This is a genomic window from Devosia sp., from assembly GCF_039927955.1.
GTDB lineage: Bacteria > Pseudomonadota > Alphaproteobacteria > Rhizobiales > Devosiaceae > Devosia.
Genome location: NZ_JBDSUA010000036.1, coordinates 1 through 22,279, shown reverse-complemented (window position 1 = coordinate 22,279; position 22,279 = coordinate 1). Strand labels below are relative to the sequence as shown.

Here is a 22,279-nt window from a genome sequence, read left to right as displayed (position 1 = left end):
GGGCGGTTCCACGACGGTTGAGGCAGTGGTGCGGACGAGCGATACATCATCGGGACAAACGCCGCTCTTTTGGCGGCGCCTGCTGCAATTGTCGGCGATGACGACCATCGTGATCGTTGTCGCGGCGGGCATTTTTGCCGATCGGCAGAACAGCAGCATTGCCGAACAGCGGGCGCGCGCCACGGTGCAGGACCAGCTTTCGGTCATTCGGGCCAAGCTCGAAGGCAATATGAACAGCAATATCCAGCTGGTACGGGGGCTGGTCGGCATGATTGCCAGCAATCCCGAACTCGATAGCCAGCAGCTCAATGCCCTGGGCGCCAGCCTGTTCGAACAGAGTTCGCAGTTACGCTCGATTGCCGTCGCCCCCGATCTGGTGGTGTCGATGATCTATCCGCTCAAAGGCAATGAGCGCGCCATGGGCCTCAACTATCGCACCAACGACGCGCAGCGCGATGCGGCGCTGCGCGCCCGCGACACCGGCAAGCTGGTGCTGGCCGGCCCGGTCGATCTGGTCCAGGGCGGGCAGGGCTTTGTCGGGCGCTTTCCGATCTTTACCGGCCCCGATCACCATTTCTGGGGGATCATTTCGGCCGTGATCGACGTTGACCGGCTCTATGCCGATAGCGGCCTGCTGAGCCCTGTGCTGCCGTTGCGCTTATCGATCACCGGCAAGGACGCGCTGGGTGGCTCCGGCAAGCATTTTTATGGGCCTGTGCTGGATGGCCAGGATGATCCGGTGACCGCAAATGTGCTGCTGCCGGCGGGGACCTGGCAGATTTCGGCAGTTCCCAAGGGAGGCTGGAGCGCCGTCACCGGCAACAATTGGTGGTTTCGCGGGCTGATTGTGCTGGCCTGGGCGCTGGTGCTGATCCCAATCCTGGGCATTGCCCGGCTGGTTGAACAGCGGCAGCGCCATATTCGCGAACTGGATATCCGCGAGGCGGAGTTGACCCGGCTGTCCAAGCGCCTGAGCCTGGCGCTGGAGACCTCCAAGCTGGGCGTCTGGGAGTTTGATCTGGTCAGCGGCGATCTGCTCTGGGACGATCGCATGAACGAGCTTTATGGCTGGCCCGCCGATGGCGGCGCCCGCGGCATCGGCAACTGGGAGTCGCGGCTGCACCCCGATGACGCCAAACGCGCCAGGGCCGATTTCGATGAGGGGCTCAAAACCGGCGCCTACAGCTCCGACTTCCGGGTGCGGCTCGCCGGCGGGGAGGTGCGTTGGGTCCGCACCATCGGTTCGGTGTATGCCGAAGGTGACGACAGGCGCATCGTCGGCGTCAACTGGGACGTCAGCAAGGACGTGGCGCTGCACGAAGACCTGGTGCGGGCCAAGAGCCTGACCGAAGCGCATAACCGCGAACTGGAAGCGGCCAAGGTGCGCATCGAACACAACGCGCTCCATGATAGCCTGACCGGCCTGCCCAACCGGCGCTATCTCGACGAAATGCTCAAGGCCAATGCGCAGACCGGCTTTGCCTGCAGCGGCAGTATCGGCCTGCTGCATATTGATCTGGATCGCTTCAAGCAGATCAACGATACGCTGGGCCACGCCACCGGCGACGCCATGCTGATCCATGCCGCCCAGGTGCTGGTTGCCAGTGCCAAGCCCGGCGATTTCGTCGCCCGCATTGGTGGCGACGAATTCGTGGTGATGACCGGCGCCGATGGGGGCGACGCCCAGCTGGGCGACCTGGCTGAAGCCATCGTGCGCACCATGAGCGAGCCGGTCAATTATGAAGGCCATGAATGCCGCTTCGGCGTCAGCATCGGCATCGCCACCGAAAGCGGGGCGGTACTCGATGTCAAACGGCTGCTGATCGACGCCGATATCGCGCTCTATCGCGCCAAGGCGCGCGGGCGCAATCGGTTTGAATTCTTCACCGAGGCGCTGCAGGCCGAAGTGGTGACCACCAAGCGGGTCGCCGACGAAATTCTCAGCGGTCTCGAACGCAGTGAATTTGTCGCCTATTACCAGCCCCAGTTCGATGCCCATAGCCATGATCTGGTCGGGGTGGAGGCCCTGGCGCGCTGGCGGCATCCGGACGGGCTAAGGACCCCGGATAAGTTTCTGCATATTGCCGAAGACCTCAATGTGGTTGCCACTATCGACCGGCTGATGCTGGAACAGACCCTGACCAATCTGGACCTGTGGGAAGTCGCTGGCGTGCATGTGCCGCGCGCGTCGGTGAACGTGTCGCTGCGCCGCCTGCACGACGAAGATCTGATCAAGTCGCTGCGGACCCGCAATATCCAGCCGGGCCGGATGTCGTTCGAACTGGTGGAATCGATCTACCTTGATGAGAGCGACGATGTGGTCGGCTGGAACATCGACCAGATCAAGGAGCTGGGCATCGACATCGAAATCGACGATTTCGGCACCGGCTATGCCTCCATCGTCTCGTTGCAAAAGCTGCGTCCGGCCCGGCTCAAGATCGATAAGCAGTTGGTCAGCCCGATTGTCGGGGACCCGACCCAGCGCCGGCTGGTGCAGTCTATCGTCGATATCGGCAAGTCGCTGGGCATCGAAGTGGTGGCCGAAGGCGTCGAGACCATGGCCCAGGCGGCGATCCTGCGCGATCTCGGCTGCGATATATTGCAGGGCTATGCCTTTGCCAAGCCGATGAGTTCGGAAGACCTGGTCAAGTTCGTCCGCAGCCAGCGCTGGCGCAAGGCAGGCTAGGCACCTTCACTTCTCCTTTGGGTGAGAGGTGACGAAGTCTATGCCGCAGCTTTCTTCGCCAACCGTGCCTTGATGCTGTCGACGCTGGTCTTGGGCGTGGCGGCAAACAGCGTGCGGGTGTACTCGTGCTGCGGATCGCCGAATACGGCATCGCGTGAGCCGTGTTCAACAGCTTCGCCGTAGTACATCACCATCACCTCATTGGCGATATAGCGCACCACCGACAGATCGTGGCTGATGAACACATAGGTCAGCCCGAACTCGTCCTGCAAATCCTTGAGCAGGTTCAATATCTGCGCCTGCACCGACAGGTCGAGCGCCGAAACCGGCTCGTCCAGCACCAGGAACGACGGGTTCAGCATCAGCGCCCGGGCGATGGCGATACGCTGGCGCTGCCCACCCGAGAACATGTGCGGATAGCGGTTATAATGCTCGGCCTGCAACCCGACCTTGAGCAGCATGGCCATGGCCTTGTCGCGCCGTTCGGCAGCGGACATCTTGGTATTGATCAGCAGCGGTTCGGCCAGTACGTCGCCGATCTTCTGGCGCGGATTGAGCGAGCCATAGGGGTTCTGGAACACGATCTGCACCTTCTGGCGCATCGCCTTGGTGACGTGACCGGCATCGACCATGTCGCCATCGATCAGGATATCACCCGAAGTCTGCTGATCGATCAGCGTGATCATGCGGGCAAGGGTCGACTTGCCGCAGCCGCTTTCGCCGACCACGGCCAGGGTCTTGCCTTTTTCCAGGGTAAAACTGACGCCCTTGACGGCATGCACCACCTTGGCCGGGCGAAACAGCCCGCCGCTCGACACGTAATCGCGCTTCAGGTCGCGCACCTGCAAAACCGGCGTACTCATAACGGTGCTCCCGGCGTATCGAAGGCGAAGCTGGACACCGTCGGCAGCCGATCGCCGACCGCATTTTCCGGCAGGGCCGAGAGCAAAGCGCGGGTGTAGTTGGATTTGGGGTTCTCGAACAGTGTCAGCACATCGGCCTCCTCCATCTTGTGGCCCTTGTACTGCACGATGACGCGGTCGGCGGTTTCGGCGACCACGCCCATGTCGTGGGTGATCATGATCAGCGCCATGCCGTAGCGCACCTGCAGGCTGACCAGCAGATCCAGGATTTGCTTCTGGATGGTCACGTCGAGCGCTGTGGTCGGCTCGTCAGCGATCAATAGCTTCGGGTCGCAGGCAATGGCCATGGCGATCATCACGCGCTGGCATTGCCCGCCCGACATCTGGTGCGGGAAGGCGCCAAGACGCTCGGCGCCATCGGTGATGCCCACCATATGCAGCAGCTCGACGGCACGGCGGCGCGCATCTGCGCCCTTGAGGCCCATATGGCGGCTCAGCACTTCCTCGATCTGGAAACCGACGGTAAAACAGGGGTTCAAGCTGGCCACCGGCTCCTGGAAGATCATGGCGATCTCCTTGCCGATAATGGCACGCTTGTCGTGCGGCGACATGGAAAGCAGGTCCTTGCCCTCAAAGGTCATCTTGTCGGCAGTAACTGTAGCCGAGGTGGGCAGCAGGCCCATTACCGCCAGCATGGCCACCGATTTTCCCGAACCGCTTTCCCCCACAATGGCCAGCACTTCGCCCGCGTCCACCGACACATCGATGCCGTCGACGGCCTTGAACAGGCCAATGGAGGTATCGAAGGCAACGGTCAGGTTCTTGATTTCAAGCAGGGGCATGAGATGGCCTCCCTTGGATTTGTTGAAATACGCACTGGCGCGCGCTATCTTGGATCGCGAAGACAGGAGACAGCATCATGGCGAAGCAGACCGTTCAGCCAAAGCCGCTTCCGAAGCCGACTTTGGGATCGACTGGCCCGCGTCCCGGCTATTAAGCGACTTATCCAGCGCCGCAACAGCATTGGAGGCAAGTGCCTCCAGCGTGGCGCGAAAGGTCACGATCCAGCCCAGGGCACTGATCGTTGCCGAAACCAATGCAGCGATGATCGCGGGACCGACCCACACCTCCATGCGGTCAGCTCCGCTTGAGTTTTGGATCGAGTGCATCGCGCAGACCGTCCCCCACCAGATTGATGGCCAGCACCGTGACCAGAATGGCAATGCCGGGGAAGGTGATGACCCAGGGGGCGCTGGAGATCAGATCGCGACCCTTCGCCAGCATGGTGCCCCATTCCGAAGTGGGCGATTGCGCGCCCATGCCCAGGAAGCCGAGAGCGGCGGCTTCGAGAATGGCGTTGGAAAACGACAGCGTGCCTTGCACGATCAGCGGCGAAACGCAGTTGGGCAGGATGGTCACCAGCATCAGCCGCCAGTGGCTGGCGCCAGCAACCTTGGCCGAAGTGACGTATTCGCGGGTTTTCTCCGACATCACCGCCGCGCGGACCAGCCGGGCAAAGTGCGGTTGCAGCACCAGCGCAATCGCCAGCATGGCGTTGAACAGGCCCTTGCCAAAGATATTGACCAAAACCAGCGCCAGCAGCAGCGACGGGAAGGCCAGGATGATGTCCATCACCCGCATGATCAGCGCATCGACCCAGCCGCCGAAATAGCCGGCCAGCAGCCCCAGGATCACCCCGCCGACCATGGCGAGGACCACGACCATCAGGCCGATCAGCAGCGAGGTGCGGGCACCAAAGATCAGGCGTGACAGCGTATCGCGGCCGATATCGTCGGTGCCCAGCAGGAATTGCGGATTGCCGCCGGCCATCCACGATGGCGGCACGCGCAGCATGCCCTTGAAGTTCACGTCGGGATCATAGGGTGCCAGCATCGGCGCAAAGATCGCGATCAGCACCATCAGGGTGATCACGATCAGCCCGATGACCGCGCCACGATTGGTCGAGAAATAGTGCCAGAATTCACGCAGCGCGGCGAAACGATCGACGGCTTTGGGTGTGGCTTCGATGCTCATCTACTTCACCCTGATGCGCGGATTGATGACCGCATAGAGCAGGTCAACGATCAGGTTTACCGCCATCACGATCAGGGCGATCAGCAGCAACCCGCCCTGCACCACCGGATAGTCGCGTTTGGAGATCGACTCCACCATCCATTTGCCAATGCCCGGCCAGGCAAAAATGGTTTCGGTGAGGATGGCGCCCGCCACCAGTAGTCCGACCTGCAGGCCGATGGTGGTCACCACCGGGATCAGCGCATTGCGCAGAGCGTGGACGCCAATGACTTCGCGTGGCGACAGACCCTTGGCGCGGGCGGTGCGGACATAATCCTCGCCCAGCACTTCGAGCATGGCCGAACGGGTCTGGCGGGCGATCACCGCCAGCGGGATCGTGCCCAAGGCGATGGAGGGCAGAATGAGATGGCGCAGCGCCGACACGAACGCATCGGGTTTGCCGGCCAGCAGGCTGTCGATCAGCATGAAGCCGGTGGTCGCCGGAAAGAAATAGCGCAGGTCAAGCCGGCCTGAAACCGGGGTCCAGCCCAGATAACCGGAAAAGAAGATGATCAGCAGCAGGCCCCACCAGAAGATCGGCATCGAATAGCCGACCAGCGCGGTGCCCATCATCAATTGATCGATCCAGGTGCCGCGCTTGACCGCCGCAAAGATGCCGGCGGGAATGCCCACCACGGTGGCCAGGATCATGGCCACCAGCGACAGTTCCACCGTTGCCGGGAACAGCGTCATGAATTCCTTGATCACCGGGCGCTTGGTCGAGATCGACGCACCGAAATCGCCATGCAGCACGCCGCCGATATAATCGAAATATTGCATCCAGATCGGCTGGTTGTAGCCGAACTGTTCCTTGAGGATCTCGTAGCGCTCGGGGGTGACGCCGTGTTCACCGGCCATCGCCAGGATCGGGTCGCCCGGCAGCAGGCGCACAAACGCGAAGGCGCAGATCGTGATGCCGATCAGCGTCGGGATAATCAGCAATAGCCGATTGAAAAAATAACGGATCATGGGGCGCTTTTGGTTAGAGCGGCGCCGGAAACCGGCGCCGCTCCAGAAGTCTTATTCGGTGACGTCAACGCCATCGAAGCGGTGGATGCCCAGCGGGTCCATCTGGTAGCCGGTGACGCGCTTGGAGGTCACGGCATAGACCTGACTATGGGCCAGAAGGAACGCCGGAGCTTCCTTGTTGAAGATCACCTGGGCTTCTTCATAGAACTTGGCCCGTTCGGTCTGGTCCGAGGTGCTCTTGGCCTTCTGGATCAGGTCCTCGAAGTCCTTGTTGCACCAGCTCGAATAGTTGGAAACGCCAATGGCCGAGCAGGAGAACAGGGTGGCAAAGAAGTTGTCCGGATCACCATTGTCGCCGGTCCAGCCGATCTGGAACGCGCCCGGACGATCGGCTTTCTTGCCGTCTTCTCGGTACTTGGTCCATTCTTCGGTGTTGATCGTGGCGGTGACGCCAACCTTGGCCCAGTCGGCCTGGATCAGTTCAGCCGAACGCACGAAGTTCGGGTTGTAGGGGCGCGAACGATCCGAAGCCCAGAGCTGGATTTCCTTGACGCCATTGGCCTCAAGCACCTTCTTGGCAGCATCGGGATCGTAGGCATCAGCCTTCACGTCCTTGTTCCACGACCACATGGTGGGCGGGATCAGGTTTTCGGCCAAAACGGCACCGGCGTCGCCGAACACGGCTTCGACAATGGCGTTGCGATCGATGGCCTGGTTGAGCGCATGGCGCACTTCCGGCTTGTCGAATGGCGGCTGGGTGGTGTTGTACGACATGTAGCCGATGTTCAGGCCTGCCTGTTCGAGCACCACGACATCCTTGTTGGCCTTGAGGCCAGCCACGTCAGCCGGGTTTGGATAGGGCGCCACGTCGCATTCGCCGCTCAGAACCTTCTGGGCTCGGGTGCCGGCATCCGGGGTGATTGCAAAGATCAGGTCGTCGATCTTTTCCTTGCCCTTGAAATAGTCGGGGAAGGCGGCAAAGCGGATGGTGCTGTCGAGCTGGTAATCAACGAACTGGAACGGGCCAGTGCCGATCGGCTGGGTCGAGAACAGTTCCGGGGTACCTGCGGCCTGCAGCTTGTCGGCATATTCCTTGGAAACGATGGACGCAAAGTCCATCCCCAGGTTTGCCAGCATCGGCGAGTTTGGCTCGGTCAGAACCAGCTTGACGGTCAGATCGTCAACCTTGACCACTTCCTTGACATATTTGGGCATGTCCATGCCGACGTAATAGTCATAGGTCATGTCTGGCAGATAGGTCAGCCAGGGATTGCCTTCCTTGTACTGGCGCTCGAACGAGAAGATCACGTCGTCGGCGTTCAGGTCGCGGGTCGGGGTGAAATACGAAGTGGTCTGGAATTTTACGCCGGGATGCAGGTGGAAGGTATATTCCAGCCCATCGGCCGAGATGTCCCAGCTATCGGCCAGACCGGGTTCGAGCTCGGTGCCGCCATGCTTGAATTCCACCAGGCGCGAATAAATCGTGCGCGAGGACGCGTCAAAGTCGTTGCCGCCAGTCAGCGGACCCGGATCGAAATGGGCAGGGGATGCTTCGGAGCAGTAAACCAGGGTTTTGGCCTGTGCTGCGCCGGCCACGAGCACCACGGCGGTGGTCGCGAGGAGCAGGGATTTCATCAATTTCATGATTGTCGTCTCCCGAAAAATATTGCGCCACGGTATTGCCATCCATGGCTTGGTGCGCAGCAAAGCGTTTTTTGCGCCCGTGTGCAACGGTTTGTTTTGACCAATTGGTCAACTCACTGACGGAGCAGGAAATTGTTGGCTCCCACCCTGCTTGACGCGCCCGGGCGCGTGATGCTCCAAATGCGGGCATGAACCAGACCATCGCCACCGTCACGCTCGTTGTCGCCAATTACGACGAAGCCATTGCGTTTTACTGCAAAAAGCTCGGCTTCACGCTGGTCGCCGATACCCCGCTCGGCCATGGTAAACGCTGGGTGCTGGTGGCGCCGGCTGGCCATGGGGCGCGGCTGCTGCTGGCCGAAGCCGATAGCCAAGCCCAGCGCGCCGCCATCGGCAACCAGACCGGCGGTCGGGTGATGCTGTTCCTGCAGACCGATAACTTCGCCCGCGACTATGCGGCGATGCGCGACAAGGGCGTCACCTTCCTCGAACCGCCGCGCCACGAAGCCTATGGCAGCGTCGCCGTGTTCGAAGACTTGCACGGCAATAAATGGGATCTGATTGAACCTCACGTGGCGCCAGCACGTTCCCCTGCCACGCCCGTTCCAGTTTCAAGGAGAAAACCCATGGACCGTCGCCCGCTCGGCCGCTCTGAACTCGTCATCGAACCTTTGGTGCTTGGCGGCAATGTCTTTGGCTGGACCGTGGACCAGCAACGTGGCTTCGAGGTGCTCGACGCCTATGTGGCAGAGGGCTTTACCGCCATCGACACCGCCGAAGGCTACCCCAACTGGGTCCCGGGCAATCCGCCGGGCATGAGCGAAACCATTATCGGGCAGTGGCTGAAGGCACGCGGCAACCGCTCCTCGGTACACATCTTCACCAAGGTCAATTCGGACCAGAAAACCGGGCTGAGCGCCAAAGCGATCAAGACCTCGGTCGAAGCCTCGTTGAAGCGCCTGCAGACCGACTACATCGATTTATATCAGAGCCATTGGCCCGATACGCATGTTGAACATGAGGAAACGCTGGCAGCCTATGATGTGCTGATCCGCGCTGGCATGGTTCGGGCGATCGGCGCATCCAACTACACTGCCACAATGGCCCAGGAGGCCAACGAAGTCGCCGTGATCAAATCGCTGCCGCGCTATGAAACCCTGCAGCCGCTGTTCAACCTCTATGACCGCAGCCAGTTCGAAGGTGAATTGCAGAACTTCGCCATCGAAAACGAGATCGGCATCATCACCTATTTCAGTCTCGCCGCGGGCTTTCTCACCGGCAAATACCGCACCGATGCCGACTTCGCCAAGGGCGCGCGCGGCGGCGGTGCACAGAAATATTTCGACGCCAAGGGCAAGAAAATCCTTGCCGCGCTGGATCAGGTGGCCAAGGCCAATGACGCCTCCCCTGCCGAGGTGTCGCTGGCCTGGATCGTCGCCCAACCCGGCGTCAGCGCACCGATTTCGTCGGCAACCTCGGTCGAGCAGGTCAAGAGCCTGGCCCGCGGGGTACGGCTGAACCTGAGCGAAGCAGATGTGCAGGCGCTGACGGATGCGGGGAAGTAGGAACGCCCTCTTCCTTCTTCCCTTGAGGGAGAAGGTGCCCGAAGGGCGGAGGAGGGGTCTCTTACTTAATTCTGTTTTGCGGCGGTAACCCCTCACCCAGCAATTCTGCTGAACGCAGAAAATCAGTCCCTCTCCCACAAGGGGAGAGGGTAGAAAGGGCAGATCACCACTCGAACGCCGGGCCGTTCTCGCGGGCGCCCATCAGGAACACATCCGACATCAGGCGCAGCGGCGCCGCGTCGACGTCGCTTTCGTGCTTCTTCAAAAGCCCGGCGAAGTGGTCATACATCGCCGAATATTCGAGATCGCCGTGCTGCAGCACTACCTCTTCGTTGATACGCAGGGTGCGGCCGCCGCCTTCGAGCTTGAGCACGTCGCCCTTGAGCGTTTCGAAGCGGATGGTCCAGATTTCACCGCTCTCTTCGAGCCAATTGAAACCGCCTGACAGCACCGGCTTGTGGGCCTCAGCGGACTTGAACACCATTTCAACATCCACCGGGGTCTGCCGGTTGGACGGGAAGGTCAGCTTGGCGCTTTCCACGAACACCGGGAACGGCATGACCTTGGTGAAGATCGAAAATGCGTTGATGCCGGGATCGCAGACGCCGAACCCGCCGGGCTCCCACACCCAGTCCTGGCCGGGATGCCATTTGCGTACGCTTTCGCGCCAGTCGATGCGGGCCGATTTGACGCCATCTGCGGCCAGGATCGCTTTGGCCCGATCGACGCAGGCATTATACTGGGAATGCCAGGTCTGGTAGAGCACGCGGCCTGCCTGCTTGGCATGAACGATCAGGTCGTCCAGTTCGGAAATCGTGGTGGTCGGCGGCTTTTCCATCATCACGTCCTTGCCGGCGGCCAGCGCCTCGCGGACATAGGTGTGGCGAATGCCGGGCGGGGTGCAGATCGACACCAGCTTGATCTCGGGCATGGCGGCATAAAGCTCGCCCGGGGTCTTGAACACCGGCACGCCATTATGGGTCAGGCCCCGCGTCGAAACGGTAGCCGCCAGTTCGAAATCCTTGCTGGCGTCGATCACCGGCAGATGCTGATCCTGCGAGATCTTGCCGATGCCGATTACCGCGATTTTCTGTTTGGCCATTGTCTTGAACCCTTAAAAATTTGCCGGTTTTAGAGCATGCCGACAGGCGGATGGGAAGCGGTTTTGCGTAGCGCTTTGGGCCTATTCCGCCGGTGGCTGCCAGAGCTCGATCGCATTGCCTTCCGGGTCATGAATGCGGGCAAAGTGGCCGGTTTCGGGGGTGTCCCATTCATCGGGCCGGGTTTCCACCGCAATGTCGGCAGCGCGAAGCTGGGCGATCAGGCCATCGAAGTCGTCGACACGGAAATTGATCATCCATTGCTTGTCGGCAGCAAAGTAATCGGTGTCGGCCTTGAACGGGGCAAACACCGTCATGCCGGCGTCCTGCTCCCAGAAGCCGGGAACGCCCAGATGGCTCTGATACCATTCGGCCAGGGCTTTGGTGTCTTTTGACCTGAAAAATAGCCCGCCGATGCCAAGTGCTTTTGCCATGACGATGGCCTCCTAGCGAATGATGATGGCGCGGAAGTCGTTGACGTTGGTGCCGGTCGGCCCGGTGATCAGCAGGTCGCCAATGGCGGCGAAGGCCGAGTATGCGTCATTATTGCCTAAAGCTGTGAGCGGATCGATCCCGGCCTTGCGCATTCTGGTGGCGGTCTGGCCATCGACGAACGCCCCGGCATTGTCCTGCGTCCCATCGATGCCGTCGGTGTCGCCGGCCAGCGCGGTGATGCCCTCGACACCGTCGATGGCAATCGCCAAAGCCAGCACGAATTCCGCATTGCGCCCGCCGCGACCATTGCCGCGCAGGGTGACCGTGGTTTCCCCGCCCGAGAGCAGCACTACCGGCTTGCGGAACGGCTGGTTGCGCTGCGCGATTTCGCGGGCGATGGCGGCATGGACCTGGGCTACGTCTCGCGCCTCCCCTTCGATGGAATCGGAGAGGATCGCGGCCTCCAGGCCATGTTGGCGGGCCATATCGGCGGCGCTGGACAGCGACAGTGCCGCCGAGGCGATAATGCGCACGGTATTGGCGGCAAGGCGCGGATCATCCAGCGCTGGGGCCGGATTGGTATCGCCATCGAGCAGGCGTTGGGCGGCTGCCGGCAGGATAACGCCATAGAGCCCGACATATTTGCGGGCCAGCGCCCGTGTGCCGGAAATCGCCATGGTGGGACCGGAGGCGACAATGGCCGGATCATCGCCCGGCACGTCCGACACCACCAGCGTCGCCACCCGAGCTGGCGAGGCCATGGCCGCGAGCCGCCCGCCCTTGATCGCCGAGAACTGGCTGCGGATCAGGTTCATTGCCGAAATCGGCGCGCCCGAGGCCAGCAGCGCGCGGTTGATCAACTGCTCGTCGTCCAGGGTCAGGCCGGGGGCAGGGGCCGGCAGTAGCGCAGACCCGCCGCCCGAAATCAGCGCTACCACCAGATCGTCATGGCCGAGGCCCGAAACCTTTTCCATGATCCGGCGAGCCGCGAGAAACCCCGATTCGTCGGGCACCGGATGCGCCGCCTCGACGATTTCAATGCGCTCGCACCGTTCCCCATAGCCATAGCGCGTCACCACCAAGCCGCTCAGCGGACCGTCCCAGGCCTGCTCAAACGCCCGCGCCATCTGGGCCGAGGCCTTGCCGGCGCCGATCACGATGGTCTTGCCAGCTGGTTTGGGCGGCAGATTTACTTTGACGGCAAGGCCGGGCTGCGCCATGGCAATGGCGTGGCGGAACAGCTCTTCGAGCAGTGGGCGATCCATCGATCCTCATCCGTTCTGGCCGGTTGCGAGCGCACTGTGACGAAGGCTGCCAAGCCTGTCCAGTCGTCAAGAAAGTGACATGAGCCTGGGATAACTGGGCGACCTTGGGGGTTACTCATGGCCGAACGATTTGCGATTTATTACGCACCGGCGCCAACCGATGCGCTGTGGGAGCGTGCCGCGATCTGGCTGGGGCGCGATCCGGCCGATGGCGACCGCTTCGATGGCCCGGTGGCCGGGATCGAGCGCGACCGGCTGCTCAACCTCACCCAATCGGCAAGCCGCTACGGCTTTCACGCCACGCTCAAGGCGCCGATGGCGCTGGAGCCGGGCATGCTGCTTGACGATCTGACTGCTGCGCTGACCGGCTTTGCCGCCACCCACGCTCCAGTGGATCTGGGTCGGCTGGAACTCAATTCGATCGATGGCTTTCTGGCGCTGACCCCGACCGGTTCGGCCGAAGCCATCCAGGATTTTGCCTCCCATGTAGTCGAGGATTTCGACCCGTTCCGCGCCCAGATGAGCCTCAAGGATCGGGCGGCGCGGATGGGTCGGGGGCTGACGCCGCGGCAGGAAGAACTGCTCGATGCCTATGGCTACCCTTACGTGTTTGAGGAATTCCAGTTCCACATGACGCTCAGCGACCGGCTGGCCGAGACGGACCACACCGAACTCCGGACGGCAGCGCAGACCTGGTTCGGCCCGGTGCTCGATGCGCCAGTGCTGCTGGATCGGCTCAGCCTGTTCACCGAGGCCGAAAATGGCCGGCCGTTCCGGCGCACCGCCGATTTTCTCCTGCAGGGCGCTCTCTGATGTCCCATGAAGTCGCCTTCCACAATGCCCGCATCGTCACCGCCAATGCGGTGTTTGAAGGCTCGCTCGCCATCGATGAAGGCCTGATCGTTGATATCCAGGAAGGTCATGGTCAGGCCGGGATTGATCTCGACGGCGACTATCTGATCCCGGGCCTCGTCGAACTGCACACCGACCATCTGGAAAACCACTATCGGCCCCGCCCCGGCGTGTTCTGGGACCCGATGGCGGCATTGCAGGCCCATGACGGGCAGATTGCGGCCTCGGGCATTACCACGGTGTTTGATGCGGTGCGTATCGGCTCCGATATCGATCTGCCGGATATGGGTGTCCATGTCGGGCGGCTGGTCGATGCCATCCGCACCGCCCGGGACGATGACCGGTTGCGTGTCGATCACCTGATCCACCTGCGCTGCGAACTGCCCAGCCATGACGTGCTGGAGCATTTCGAGGCTTACGCCAATCATCCGGTGACCCGGATGGCCTCGGTGATGGATCACACGCCCGGCCAGCGCCAGTTTACCTCGATGGAAGCCTATAAGCAGTTCTACAAGACCAAGATGGGTTCAACGCCCGAGGAGGCTGAGGGCTACCTCAACGACCGGCTGGCCGAGCAGATCAAGTATTCGGCCGTGCATCGCCAGGCTATCAGCCGCCGGGCGGCCGAGCTTGGTCTGGTGCTGGCCAGCCATGACGATGCCACCATCGCCCAGGTCGAGGAATCGGTGCGCGATGGCGTGCGGATCGCTGAATTTCCAACCACGCTGGAAGCGGCCGCAGCCTCGCACGATGCCGGCCTTGCCATCCTGATGGGCGCGCCCAATGTGGTGCGCGGCAAATCCCATTCCGGCAATATCTCCGCCACCGATCTGGTGCGGGCCGGGCTGCTCGATGTGCTGAGTTCCGACTATGTGCCGTTCGCGCTGTTGCAGGCGGCATTCGTTTTGCCCGAGCGGATCGACAGCATCACGCTGCCACAGGCGCTCAAAACCGTGACGCTCAACCCGGCCCATGCGGCGGGTCTGGACGATCGCGGAGAAATCGCCATCGGCAAGCGCGCCGATCTGGTGCGCGTCCAGCTCATTCGCGGCATGCCGGTGGTCCGCGGCGTCTGGCGTCAGGGCAAGCGGGTCTCCTGAGATGAACCAGCCCGCCGGAACTTTGGTGCTGGTGGTCGGCCCCTCCGGTGTGGGCAAGGACACGCTGATCAATGGCGCCCGTGCCGCGCTGGCCGCCGATCCGCGCTTTGTCTTCGTGCGCCGGATCGTCACCCGCCAGGCCGATGCGGCGCTGGAGGATCACGACACGCTCGACCTGGCGGCGTTCGCCGCGCTCGAAGCGGCTGGCGGTCTGGCTCTGTCGTGGCAGGCCCACGGCCTCTGCTATGGATTGCCCGCCAGCGTGCGGGCGCAAATCGAGCGTGGGCTTGTGGTTATCGCCAATGGCTCAAGGCAGACGCTCACCCAGGCGCGAGACAGGTTTCCGACCTGCCAGGTGCTGCTGATCACCGCCGACATGTCGCTGCGCGCCGCCCGGCTGGCCCAGCGCGGCCGCGAAGACGCCGAGGCCGTTGCGGCGCGGCTGGCCCGCGAAACCGCCCCGCTCCCCGCCGGCATCAACCCAGTGGTGATCGACAATTCCGGCACCCCGGCCCAAGGCATCGCCGAATTGGTCGAGGCGCTGCAATCGATCGCGCGCCATTGAACCGATAGCGTTCTGGCGCGTTAGTCCGGTTTGGCTCAAGCGTCGGGATTGCTTATGAATCGCAATGGTCTTTATCTTGTCATCGCCGTGCTGCTGGTCGCCGTCGTTGGCTTCGGCATCTATACCTATCAGCAGCAGACCCGCCCCGGCATCGAGGTCAAGGTTGATAACAATGGGATATCCGTGAATGGCAATGGCTAGTGTTCATCCGCATCCGGAAGACCAGCGCACCCAACTGATCGCTTCGGTGATCAGCAAGGAACTGGCTCGGCAGGCGCCGGGCGCCAGTTCCGGCGTCGATGTGCAGGCACTGGCCGCAGCCATCGCCGCAGCGCTCGGCGGGGACCATCCAGCGCCCGATGAAGGCCGTCATCCGGATGAGTTGAACGCCACCAACGACGACTGATCACCGGCTATTCAGCCTGCCCGACCGCCGCGATACGGTGGCGACCAATTCTGCATTCGGCCCTACATTGGCTTGAATTTGTCGCCAGATCACAGTTTGGTGGCGATGCGGATGAGGGATTCGGTGTGGAGTTGAATCTGGCAAGGCCGGGCCGGGTCAGCGCGTCAGCGGCAACGCTGGCCCTGACCGGAATTTTTCTTGTGCTGTTCATGGCGCTGACCGGCTTCACGCTGCTGCAGTCCTATCGTGACGCCGATACCCGGGCCGAAGACCGTGCGCTGGGGTCGGCCCATGTGGTGGCCGCCCATGTGCAATGGCTGATGGAAGCCAGCTTCCAGGCGTTGCGCCGCATCGACGATTCGGTTGGTAACAGCCTGCAGATGCCGGCGCCCGACGCCATCGGCGACATGAACGCCGCCGTCAGCAGCCTGCCCGGCGATGTGCGCGCCTGGTTGTTCGATGCGCAGGGCCATCCGCGCCTGACCAATGCCGATACCTCCAAGGGCGTCGATGACGACCGGGAGTTTTTCGAAGCCGCCAAGAATGGCGCCGAGTTCACCATTTCCGCCTTGCAGGTCTCGCCCCATAGCGGGGCCAAGGTGTTTACCGTGGCCAAGCGGCTGGAGCGGGACGGCAAGTTCATCGGCATTGCCCTGATCGTCATCCCTGCCAATGCGCTGGACGAATTCAAGTCCTCGCTGGAACTGGGACCCTATTCCGCCGTGGCGCTGATCCGCGACGATGGCATGCTGGTGACCCGCTTTCCGCTGCCCGATGCCGGCAGCGATCTGAGCCATGGTCCGCTGTTTACCACCTATCTGCCCCAGAGCCCGAACGGCAGCTATGACGCCAAGTCGTCGGTGGACGGGATCGAACGGGTCGCCGGCTATTGGCGCGTTGAGGGCTACCCGCTCATCGCTACGGCCTCCATCGCCCGCTCAGAGGCCTTTACCGCCTTCTGGCAGACCTTGATCACCATCCTGATCGTCGCGACCCCCTGCATGGCCGGACTGCTCGGCATGTCGATCTGGGTGGCACGGTTGCTGCGCCGCGATGACCGGACGCGCGACGAGTTGAGCAAGGCCGTCGAGGACAACCGGGTTCTGTTCCGCGAAATCCACCATCGGGTGAAGAACAACCTGCAGCAGGTGTCCTCGCTGGTCCAATTGCAGCCGCTGCCGGCCGAGGCCAAGATGGAACTGGCGCGCCGTATTTCGGCGATGGCTTCGGTGCATGAGCATATCTACAGCTCCGACCAGTTTGACCGGGTGCAGATTTCCGAATACCTGCCGCGCCTGATGGAAGACCTCAAGCTCAGCTATGGCACTGATCTGGAAATCGCCTGGACGATGACACCCATCGAGGTCAACCGCGACAACGCCTTGCCACTGGGCCTGATCGTCAACGAAGTGGTGTCCAATGCCATGAAGCATGGCTTCAAGGATGGACGGAAGGGCAAGGTCGATTTGCTGCTGGAGCGGCAGGGCGACGAGCAGGGCTGCCTGACCATCCGCGACAATGGCACCGGCTTTGATCCGGCCACGCCCTCAACGGGCATGGGCAGCCGGCTGATCCGCGCGCTCACCGCCCAGGTCGGCGGCACCAGTGAGTTTCACATGGACGGCGGCACGGTGTTTACACTGGTGTTCCCGATCGTGACGGTGGCGGAAACTGTGCAAGAATAGCACTGATCGCCATTCACCTTGTATCTGGCCTTCTGCCCGCACGACCCCAAAACAAGAAAGGCGCCCATCGGGCGCCTCCAAGTCAGGGAGGAAGGGGTTCAGCGGCGCTTCTTGTCGGGCTGGTGATAGGCGCGGCGGGAATGGAATTCGCAATACGGCTTGCCGTCATTGGAATGCTGGCCGCAGAAGTAGAAGTCCTTGGTCAGCGGGTCGCCGATCGGCCATTTGCAGGTGTGCTCATTGAGCTGCAGCAGGCTCAGGCGCTTGTCCTCTGGAATGAAGATTTCCTGCACTGCCGGCGCGACATAGCGCTCGGTCTCGAATTCCGGATTGGATGCCAGCGCGGTTGCGCCACCACCAACGCTCTGGGTGCGCATGGCGGTCACCGTGCGCTGCTTGTTCATGCCGCCCATGCCGCCTGAAGACGACATCGGTGATGCGCCAGGGCTGGCGACGCGGCGCGGCGCCGGGCGCGCTGCCGGACGGGCGCGGGGCGCCGAATTGGTTGGCTTGGCGCGGGCCGACAGCTTGAGGCGATGCACTTTGCCGATTACGGCATTGCGGGTCACACCTTGGCCGAGCTCACCGGCGATCTGGCTGGCGCTCAGGCCCTCCATCCAGAGTTTCTTGAGGGTTTCGACGCGTTCGTCCGTCCAGCCCGAAGATTGTGCTTCCGATACCATCGTCAAAACAGAGTCCTTCATCGTTCCGCCAATAATGTTGGCAGTCAAAAATGTGCTATGGCTCGTATGTTGAGTGGGTCCGCCACACGAGATATCGTGTCCCCAACGCCTTTGATCTTACGACATCGGTGGAATCGGGATCAAGAGTCGGGGGCAAATTTCCCCGGGAAAACCCTTGGTTAATTTCACGTTAAGAGAAGCTGAGTCATATCAGGCACTTGCCGGGCAAACATTGACTTATCTGGCAGTTTTGCCGTATTTGAGGCCCCGAACGCGCGACCAAATGGAGCGCGTTTTTGGTTTTCTGATGGCAAATCGGCCATTCGGTCGGCTCGCTGCGCTTTCTTTGCAACACTCCACTGAGAGGAACACGTCCATGTCCGCGCTTTACGGCACTTATGCCCGGTCCGAACTCGCTTTTGAGCGCGGCGAAGGCATGCGCCTGTTCAGCCAGGACGGCACGTCGTACCTCGATTTTCACTCCGGCATTGCCGTCAACGCGCTCGGCCATGGCGACGCCCATGTCGTTGCCGCGCTGAAATCAGCCGCCGAAAAAGTCTGGCACACCTCCAACGTGTTCACCATTCCCGAGCAGGAACGCCTGGCGCAGCGTTTGGTTGACGCCACTTTTGCCGACAAGGTGTTTTTCACCAATTCGGGTGCCGAGGCGCTTGAATGCGCCATCAAGACGGCACGGCACTATTTCTTCGCCAAGGGCCAGCCCGACAAATATGAAGTCATCGCCTTCACCGGCAGCTTCCACGGCCGCACCATGGCCACCATCGCGGCGGGCGGCAATCCGGGCTATACTGAAGGCTTCGGGCCGGTCATGCCCGGCTTCAAGCACGCAGCACCCGGCGATCTCGATGCCGTGCGGGCGCTGATCACCCCCAATACCTGCGCGATCCTGATCGAGCCGGTGCAGGGGGAGGGCGGCGTGACCGCCATGACCGCCGAATTCATGCAGGGCCTGCGCGCTTTGTGCGACAAGCATGACATGCTGCTGATCCTTGATGAAGTGCAGTGCGGTTATGGCCGTACCGGGCGCTTCTTTGCCTTTGAATGGGCCAATATCACGCCCGATATCGTCGCGGTGGCCAAGGCCATCGGCGCCGGCTTCCCCATCGGCGCCTGTCTGGCGAAAGCCGAGATCGCGGCATCGATGGTGCCGGGCACCCATGGCTCGACCTATGGCGGCAACCCGCTCGGCACCGCCGTGGCCAATGCCGTGCTCGACCGCATCCTGGCGCCGGGCTTTATCGATCACGTCAACCAGATGGGCCAGGTTTTGGCCTGGCACCTGCAGCAACTGGCGCAGCGCTTCCCGCAATATGTGCTGGAACTGCGCGGCAAGGGCCTGCTGGCCGGCATCAAGATCACCCCGCCGGTGCGCGATTTCGTCAGCCGGCTGCGCGATGATCATCACATGCTGGCCATCGGGGCCGGCGACAACGTGCTGCGGCTGCTGCCGCCACTGATCGTCTCCGAAGCCGATATCAAGGAAGCCATCGACAAGCTGGCCGCAGCGTTTACCGCCATTGAGGCGGAAGCAGCGGCGGCGCCAGCGGTGGCCTGAATGATCCAGCAACAGTGGCATGAAGGTCGCCGACGAGGTCTGTTCCCGCCGCCCTGAGGCGGCTTCTGAGCAAACGATCTTGACCCGATTTCGCAGTCGACACCCTCCCCCACCGTGGGGAGGGATCAAGGGTCGGGGGATGAGAGCCACGATATCCGGGCTCCGCACACCCCCTCCCAGTCTCCCCCATCATGGGGAGGTGCCGTCTGGTGATTGGGAAGCATGCCGGCAACAACGGCCTGTCCGGCCGCCTGGCATGTCGCTGGCAAAGATCAAAATCGGCAATCGCCGACACATTATACGTCACAAAGGAATCCGGCCCATGACCTCGACCGGCACACCACGGCATTTTCTCAATATCGACGACTTCACCTATCCCGAACTGCGCGGCATGCTCAATGCGGCCGTCTCGCTCAAGCAGCGCATGAAAGAGGGCGACCGCCCGCTGCTGCTCAAGGACAAGATCCTGGCGATGATCTTTGACAAGCAATCGACCCGCACCCGCGTGTCGTTTGATGTCGGCATGCGCCAGCTTGGTGGCGAAACCATCATGCTCTCCGGCCAGGAAATGCAGCTTTCCCGCGAGGAAACCCTGGCCGATACGGCGCGGGTGATGAGCCGCTATGTCGATGCCATCATGATCCGCATCCTCAGCCATGCCGATCTGCTCGAACTGTCCGAAGGCGCTACCGTGCCGGTGATCAACGGGCTGACCCGCCGCGCCCATCCCTGCCAGATCATGGCCGACCTGATGACCTTCGAGGAACATCGCGGCCCGATCAAGGGCGCCAAGGTGGCCTGGGTGGGTGACAGCAATAACGTGCTGCACTCCTGGGTCAATGCGGCCGAACTGTTCGAATGCGAGCTGACCATTGCCGTGCCGGACGAATATTGGCCGGAAAAGGACCTGATGCTGGACATCCAGAAGGCCGGCAAATGGGTCAAGCTGATCGAGGACCCGCGCGAAGCGGCCGAGGGCGCTGACCTGATCATCGCCGACACCTGGGTATCGATGGGCGATACCGACGCCGCCGAACGCCGCCGGGTCTTGAAACCTTATCAGGTCAATACCAATTTGATGGCCTTGGCGGACAAAGACGCCCTGTTCATGCACTGCCTCCCCGCCCATCGCGGGGATGAAGTGACGGACGAGGTGATCGACGGTCCGCAATCGGTGGTGTTCGACGAAGCCGAAAACCGCCTGCATGCCCAAAAAGCCATCCTGTGCTGGGCGCTCGGGGTCGAGACGAATTAAGCCCCGACATTGACCGGACGTGTCAGAAGACCTCATCCTGCCACAGGGATGAGGTCTGTTGCGTTTCGTGTCAGGCCAAGCCGACCTGAAAGCCCGCGACCATAATGAATACGGATACGCCTGCCATGACCGACACCTTCATGTCTGCCCTTGGTCTCGACCGCCCGGAAGCTGGCGACGATACTGTCGTGCCGTTCACGCTCGACAAGCTCGATACCCGCGGCCGCGCCGTGCGGCTGGGCGAGGCGCTCGATACCATCATCACCCGGCATAACTACCCGGTGCCGGTTTCGCGCCTGCTCGGCGAAGCCGTGGCCCTGGCCGCGTTGATCGGTTCATCGCTCAAATTCGAGGGGCGCTTCATCCTGCAGACCCAGACCGATGGTCCGGTCAATCTGCTGGTGGTGGATTTCGATGCGCCCGATGGGCTGCGCGGCTATGCGCGCTTTGATCACGACGCGCTGGTCAAGGCCGCCGAAGACGGCAGGACCACGCCGGGCGAACTGCTGGGCAAGGGCCATCTGGCCATGACCATCGATCAGGGCGCCCATACCGAGCGCTACCAGGGCATCGTGGCGCTGGACGGCAATTCGCTTGAAGACGTCGCCCATACCTATTTCATGCAGTCCGAACAGATCCCCACCATGGTGCGCCTGGCTGTGGCCCAGTTCACCAGGAAGGGCGATCACCGCCCTCATTGGCGAGCCGGTGGCGTGCTGATCCAGCACCTGCCCGAGCATGGCGGCTCAGTCGCGGCCGATCTGCCCGGCGATGGCGATTATTCCGGTGTCGATGAAGCCGACACCTGGACCCAGTCCAAGACGCTGCTGGCAACGCTGGAAGATGTGGAACTGGCCGATCCGGACCTGTCGCCGGAGCGGCTGCTGTTCCGTCTCTATCACGAAACCGGCGTGCGGGTATTTACGCCCCTGCCGATGGCCGAACGCTGCACCTGTTCGGCCGATCGGATCGAGGAGATGCTGGAAACCAGCTTTTCCGACGCCGATCGCCAGGAAATGGCCGTCGATGGCCAGATCGAAGTGGTCTGTGAATTCTGCTCGTCGGCCTACCACTTCAACCCGCATCAGTTCGGCGCCAAGCATTAAGTTCCGATGCAGAATATAACTCGATAGATAATCTTGCTGCTCGTCGCAAAACAGCGGGAAGCAAGATTATCGTGCCGTGAATTTTACCAATATCTCCGCGCCGTTGCCGCATGCCTAATAGTGCTTTAAGGCTATATTGGCTTGGGGCAAGACAATGATGGCACCTATCCTCCGCACGCCAGCGGACGCGCTAACACGTCAATTGCGCGTAGAAATTTTTCAGTCGCGCAGCAAGATATTGCTCCTGCCCGACAAGCCTGCGGCCGCAGCGGTGCATTGATCGAGGCGCGGTTATGTCCAGCGGGGCAGAGCTGATCGGGATTATTTTGATCGTGCCCCATAGCGTGGTGTAACTGAGGCAGGGCCTCCACGCATTTCCGGCTTGGCCGGGATGATCAGCGTGCGGGAACTGCCGGCAAGCTGATGAGCGGATCATCGCGCATTTGTCCGA

At 61.9% G+C, this 22,279-nt stretch carries 21 protein-coding genes; 11 read left to right on the top strand and 10 right to left on the bottom strand.

Annotated features, from left to right (window positions below):
- Positions 1-97 precede the first annotated feature (97 nt).
- Positions 98-2,686 (top strand): EAL domain-containing protein, encoded by a 2,589-nt coding sequence (locus tag ABIT12_RS10440; protein ID WP_348044419.1) that lies wholly within the window; start codon positions 98-100, stop codon positions 2,684-2,686.
- A 38-nt stretch (positions 2,687-2,724) separates the two neighbouring features.
- Here ABIT12_RS10440 and ABIT12_RS10435 read toward each other — a convergent pair whose 3' ends face one another.
- The 6 genes from ABIT12_RS10435 to ABIT12_RS10410 form a co-directional block, all read right to left on the bottom strand.
- A complete protein-coding gene (locus ABIT12_RS10435) occupies positions 2,725-3,549 on the bottom strand; it encodes a dipeptide ABC transporter ATP-binding protein (RefSeq protein ID WP_348044417.1) in 825 nt (274 codons plus the stop codon).
- Entirely contained in the window at positions 3,546-4,391 is an 846-nt protein-coding gene (locus tag ABIT12_RS10430; protein ID WP_348044415.1) for an ABC transporter ATP-binding protein, read from the bottom strand. The genes ABIT12_RS10435 and ABIT12_RS10430 overlap by 4 nt, the downstream gene beginning before the upstream one ends.
- A 75-nt stretch (positions 4,392-4,466) precedes the next feature.
- Positions 4,467-4,682, bottom strand: coding sequence for a hypothetical protein (locus tag ABIT12_RS10425; RefSeq protein WP_348044413.1), 216 nt, complete (start codon positions 4,680-4,682; stop codon positions 4,467-4,469).
- Between the two features lie 4 nt (positions 4,683-4,686).
- Complete coding sequence (locus ABIT12_RS10420) at positions 4,687-5,583, bottom strand: ABC transporter permease subunit (protein WP_348044411.1); 897 nt, start codon at positions 5,581-5,583, stop codon at positions 4,687-4,689.
- A complete protein-coding gene (locus ABIT12_RS10415) occupies positions 5,584-6,591 on the bottom strand; it encodes an ABC transporter permease subunit (protein WP_348044407.1) in 1,008 nt (335 codons plus the stop codon). It abuts the gene before it with no gap.
- Positions 6,592-6,642: 51 nt separating this feature from the next.
- Entirely contained in the window at positions 6,643-8,235 is a 1,593-nt protein-coding gene (locus ABIT12_RS10410; protein WP_348044403.1) for an ABC transporter substrate-binding protein, read from the bottom strand.
- A 188-nt stretch (positions 8,236-8,423) separates the two neighbouring features.
- Between ABIT12_RS10410 and ABIT12_RS10405 the strand changes: the two genes are divergently transcribed.
- Positions 8,424-9,800: an aldo/keto reductase gene (locus tag ABIT12_RS10405; RefSeq protein WP_348044401.1), complete on the top strand. Its 1,377-nt coding sequence runs from the start codon at positions 8,424-8,426 to the stop codon at positions 9,798-9,800.
- Between the two features lie 163 nt (positions 9,801-9,963).
- Here ABIT12_RS10405 and ABIT12_RS10400 read toward each other — a convergent pair whose 3' ends face one another.
- The 3 genes from ABIT12_RS10400 to ABIT12_RS10390 all read right to left on the bottom strand — a co-directional run bounded on the left by ABIT12_RS10400 (position 9,964) and on the right by ABIT12_RS10390 (position 12,600).
- Entirely contained in the window at positions 9,964-10,902 is a 939-nt protein-coding gene (locus tag ABIT12_RS10400) for a Gfo/Idh/MocA family oxidoreductase (RefSeq protein ID WP_348044399.1), read from the bottom strand.
- Positions 10,903-10,983: 81 nt separating this feature from the next.
- Positions 10,984-11,334 (bottom strand): VOC family protein, encoded by a 351-nt coding sequence (locus ABIT12_RS10395; protein ID WP_348044397.1) that lies wholly within the window; start codon positions 11,332-11,334, stop codon positions 10,984-10,986.
- A gap of 12 nt (positions 11,335-11,346) precedes the next feature.
- Positions 11,347-12,600, bottom strand: coding sequence for a glycerate kinase (locus ABIT12_RS10390; protein WP_348044395.1), 1,254 nt, complete (start codon positions 12,598-12,600; stop codon positions 11,347-11,349).
- A 117-nt stretch (positions 12,601-12,717) separates the two neighbouring features.
- Between ABIT12_RS10390 and ABIT12_RS10385 the strand changes: the two genes are divergently transcribed.
- The 6 genes from ABIT12_RS10385 (at position 12,718) to ABIT12_RS10360 (ending at position 17,208) form a co-directional block, all read left to right on the top strand.
- Positions 12,718-13,413 carry a DUF1045 domain-containing protein gene (locus tag ABIT12_RS10385; protein ID WP_348044393.1) on the top strand — a complete coding sequence of 232 codons (696 nt, stop codon included), beginning with the start codon at positions 12,718-12,720 and terminating at the stop codon, positions 13,411-13,413.
- A complete protein-coding gene (locus tag ABIT12_RS10380; protein ID WP_348044391.1) occupies positions 13,413-14,552 on the top strand; it encodes an alpha-D-ribose 1-methylphosphonate 5-triphosphate diphosphatase in 1,140 nt (379 codons plus the stop codon). Before ABIT12_RS10385 ends, ABIT12_RS10380 begins: the two co-directional genes overlap by 1 nt.
- A gap of 1 nt (position 14,553) precedes the next feature.
- Positions 14,554-15,117, top strand: a complete 564-nt coding sequence (phnN, locus tag ABIT12_RS10375) for a phosphonate metabolism protein/1,5-bisphosphokinase (PRPP-forming) PhnN (protein WP_348044389.1) — start codon at positions 14,554-14,556, stop codon at positions 15,115-15,117.
- Positions 15,118-15,171: 54 nt separating this feature from the next.
- Positions 15,172-15,318 (top strand): hypothetical protein, encoded by a 147-nt coding sequence (locus tag ABIT12_RS10370; protein ID WP_348044387.1) that lies wholly within the window; start codon positions 15,172-15,174, stop codon positions 15,316-15,318.
- Positions 15,305-15,523: a hypothetical protein gene (locus ABIT12_RS10365; protein ID WP_348044385.1), complete on the top strand. Its 219-nt coding sequence runs from the start codon at positions 15,305-15,307 to the stop codon at positions 15,521-15,523. The genes ABIT12_RS10370 and ABIT12_RS10365 overlap by 14 nt, the downstream gene beginning before the upstream one ends.
- A 125-nt stretch (positions 15,524-15,648) precedes the next feature.
- Positions 15,649-17,208: a histidine kinase dimerization/phosphoacceptor domain -containing protein gene (locus tag ABIT12_RS10360; protein ID WP_348044383.1), complete on the top strand. Its 1,560-nt coding sequence runs from the start codon at positions 15,649-15,651 to the stop codon at positions 17,206-17,208.
- Between the two features lie 98 nt (positions 17,209-17,306).
- Here the strand turns inward: ABIT12_RS10360 and ABIT12_RS10355 are convergent, their stop codons facing one another.
- Positions 17,307-17,891, bottom strand: a complete 585-nt coding sequence (locus ABIT12_RS10355; RefSeq protein ID WP_348044433.1) for a GcrA family cell cycle regulator — start codon at positions 17,889-17,891, stop codon at positions 17,307-17,309.
- 376 nt (positions 17,892-18,267) lie between these two features.
- On the opposite strand from ABIT12_RS10355, the gene ABIT12_RS10350 reads away from it, so the two are divergent.
- The 3 genes from ABIT12_RS10350 (at position 18,268) to ABIT12_RS10340 (ending at position 21,828) form a co-directional block, all read left to right on the top strand.
- On the top strand, positions 18,268-19,467 hold the full coding sequence (locus tag ABIT12_RS10350) for an aspartate aminotransferase family protein (protein ID WP_348044381.1): 1,200 nt from the start codon (positions 18,268-18,270) through the stop codon (positions 19,465-19,467).
- Between the two features lie 322 nt (positions 19,468-19,789).
- The gene (gene argF, locus ABIT12_RS10345; RefSeq protein ID WP_348044379.1) at positions 19,790-20,722 is read left to right on the top strand and encodes an ornithine carbamoyltransferase; all 933 of its coding nucleotides are present in this window, start codon (positions 19,790-19,792) and stop codon (positions 20,720-20,722) included.
- 125 nt (positions 20,723-20,847) lie between these two features.
- The gene (locus ABIT12_RS10340) at positions 20,848-21,828 is read left to right on the top strand and encodes an Hsp33 family molecular chaperone (protein ID WP_348044377.1); all 981 of its coding nucleotides are present in this window, start codon (positions 20,848-20,850) and stop codon (positions 21,826-21,828) included.
- Positions 21,829-22,279 lie beyond the last annotated feature (451 nt).

Excerpts from the sequence above, each read along its gene's own strand:
- ABIT12_RS10430 (WP_348044415.1), bottom strand. The coding sequence starts at position 4,391 with ATGCCCCTGCTTGAAATCAAGAACCTGACCGTTGCCTTCGATACCTCC.
- ABIT12_RS10385 (WP_348044393.1), top strand. The coding sequence starts at position 12,718 with ATGGCCGAACGATTTGCGATTTATTACGCACCGGCGCCAACCGATGCG.
- ABIT12_RS10400 (WP_348044399.1), bottom strand. The coding sequence starts at position 10,902 with ATGGCCAAACAGAAAATCGCGGTAATCGGCATCGGCAAGATCTCGCAG.
- ABIT12_RS10390 (WP_348044395.1), bottom strand. The coding sequence starts at position 12,600 with ATGGATCGCCCACTGCTCGAAGAGCTGTTCCGCCACGCCATTGCCATG.
- ABIT12_RS10355 (WP_348044433.1), bottom strand. The coding sequence starts at position 17,891 with ATGGTATCGGAAGCACAATCTTCGGGCTGGACGGACGAACGCGTCGAA.
- argF (WP_348044379.1), top strand. The coding sequence starts at position 19,790 with ATGACCTCGACCGGCACACCACGGCATTTTCTCAATATCGACGACTTC.
- ABIT12_RS10370 (WP_348044387.1), top strand. The coding sequence starts at position 15,172 with ATGAATCGCAATGGTCTTTATCTTGTCATCGCCGTGCTGCTGGTCGCC.
- ABIT12_RS10340 (WP_348044377.1), top strand. The coding sequence starts at position 20,848 with ATGACCGACACCTTCATGTCTGCCCTTGGTCTCGACCGCCCGGAAGCT.
- ABIT12_RS10420 (WP_348044411.1), bottom strand. The coding sequence starts at position 5,583 with ATGAGCATCGAAGCCACACCCAAAGCCGTCGATCGTTTCGCCGCGCTG.
- ABIT12_RS10425 (WP_348044413.1), bottom strand. The coding sequence starts at position 4,682 with ATGGAGGTGTGGGTCGGTCCCGCGATCATCGCTGCATTGGTTTCGGCA.
- ABIT12_RS10435 (WP_348044417.1), bottom strand. The coding sequence starts at position 3,549 with ATGAGTACGCCGGTTTTGCAGGTGCGCGACCTGAAGCGCGATTACGTG.
- ABIT12_RS10365 (WP_348044385.1), top strand. The coding sequence starts at position 15,305 with ATGGCAATGGCTAGTGTTCATCCGCATCCGGAAGACCAGCGCACCCAA.
- ABIT12_RS10405 (WP_348044401.1), top strand. The coding sequence starts at position 8,424 with ATGAACCAGACCATCGCCACCGTCACGCTCGTTGTCGCCAATTACGAC.
- ABIT12_RS10380 (WP_348044391.1), top strand. The coding sequence starts at position 13,413 with ATGTCCCATGAAGTCGCCTTCCACAATGCCCGCATCGTCACCGCCAAT.
- ABIT12_RS10415 (WP_348044407.1), bottom strand. The coding sequence starts at position 6,591 with ATGATCCGTTATTTTTTCAATCGGCTATTGCTGATTATCCCGACGCTG.
- ABIT12_RS10440 (WP_348044419.1), top strand. The coding sequence starts at position 98 with ATGACGACCATCGTGATCGTTGTCGCGGCGGGCATTTTTGCCGATCGG.
- ABIT12_RS10395 (WP_348044397.1), bottom strand. The coding sequence starts at position 11,334 with ATGGCAAAAGCACTTGGCATCGGCGGGCTATTTTTCAGGTCAAAAGAC.
- phnN (WP_348044389.1), top strand. The coding sequence starts at position 14,554 with ATGAACCAGCCCGCCGGAACTTTGGTGCTGGTGGTCGGCCCCTCCGGT.
- ABIT12_RS10410 (WP_348044403.1), bottom strand. The coding sequence starts at position 8,235 with ATGAAATTGATGAAATCCCTGCTCCTCGCGACCACCGCCGTGGTGCTC.
- ABIT12_RS10350 (WP_348044381.1), top strand. The coding sequence starts at position 18,268 with ATGTCCGCGCTTTACGGCACTTATGCCCGGTCCGAACTCGCTTTTGAG.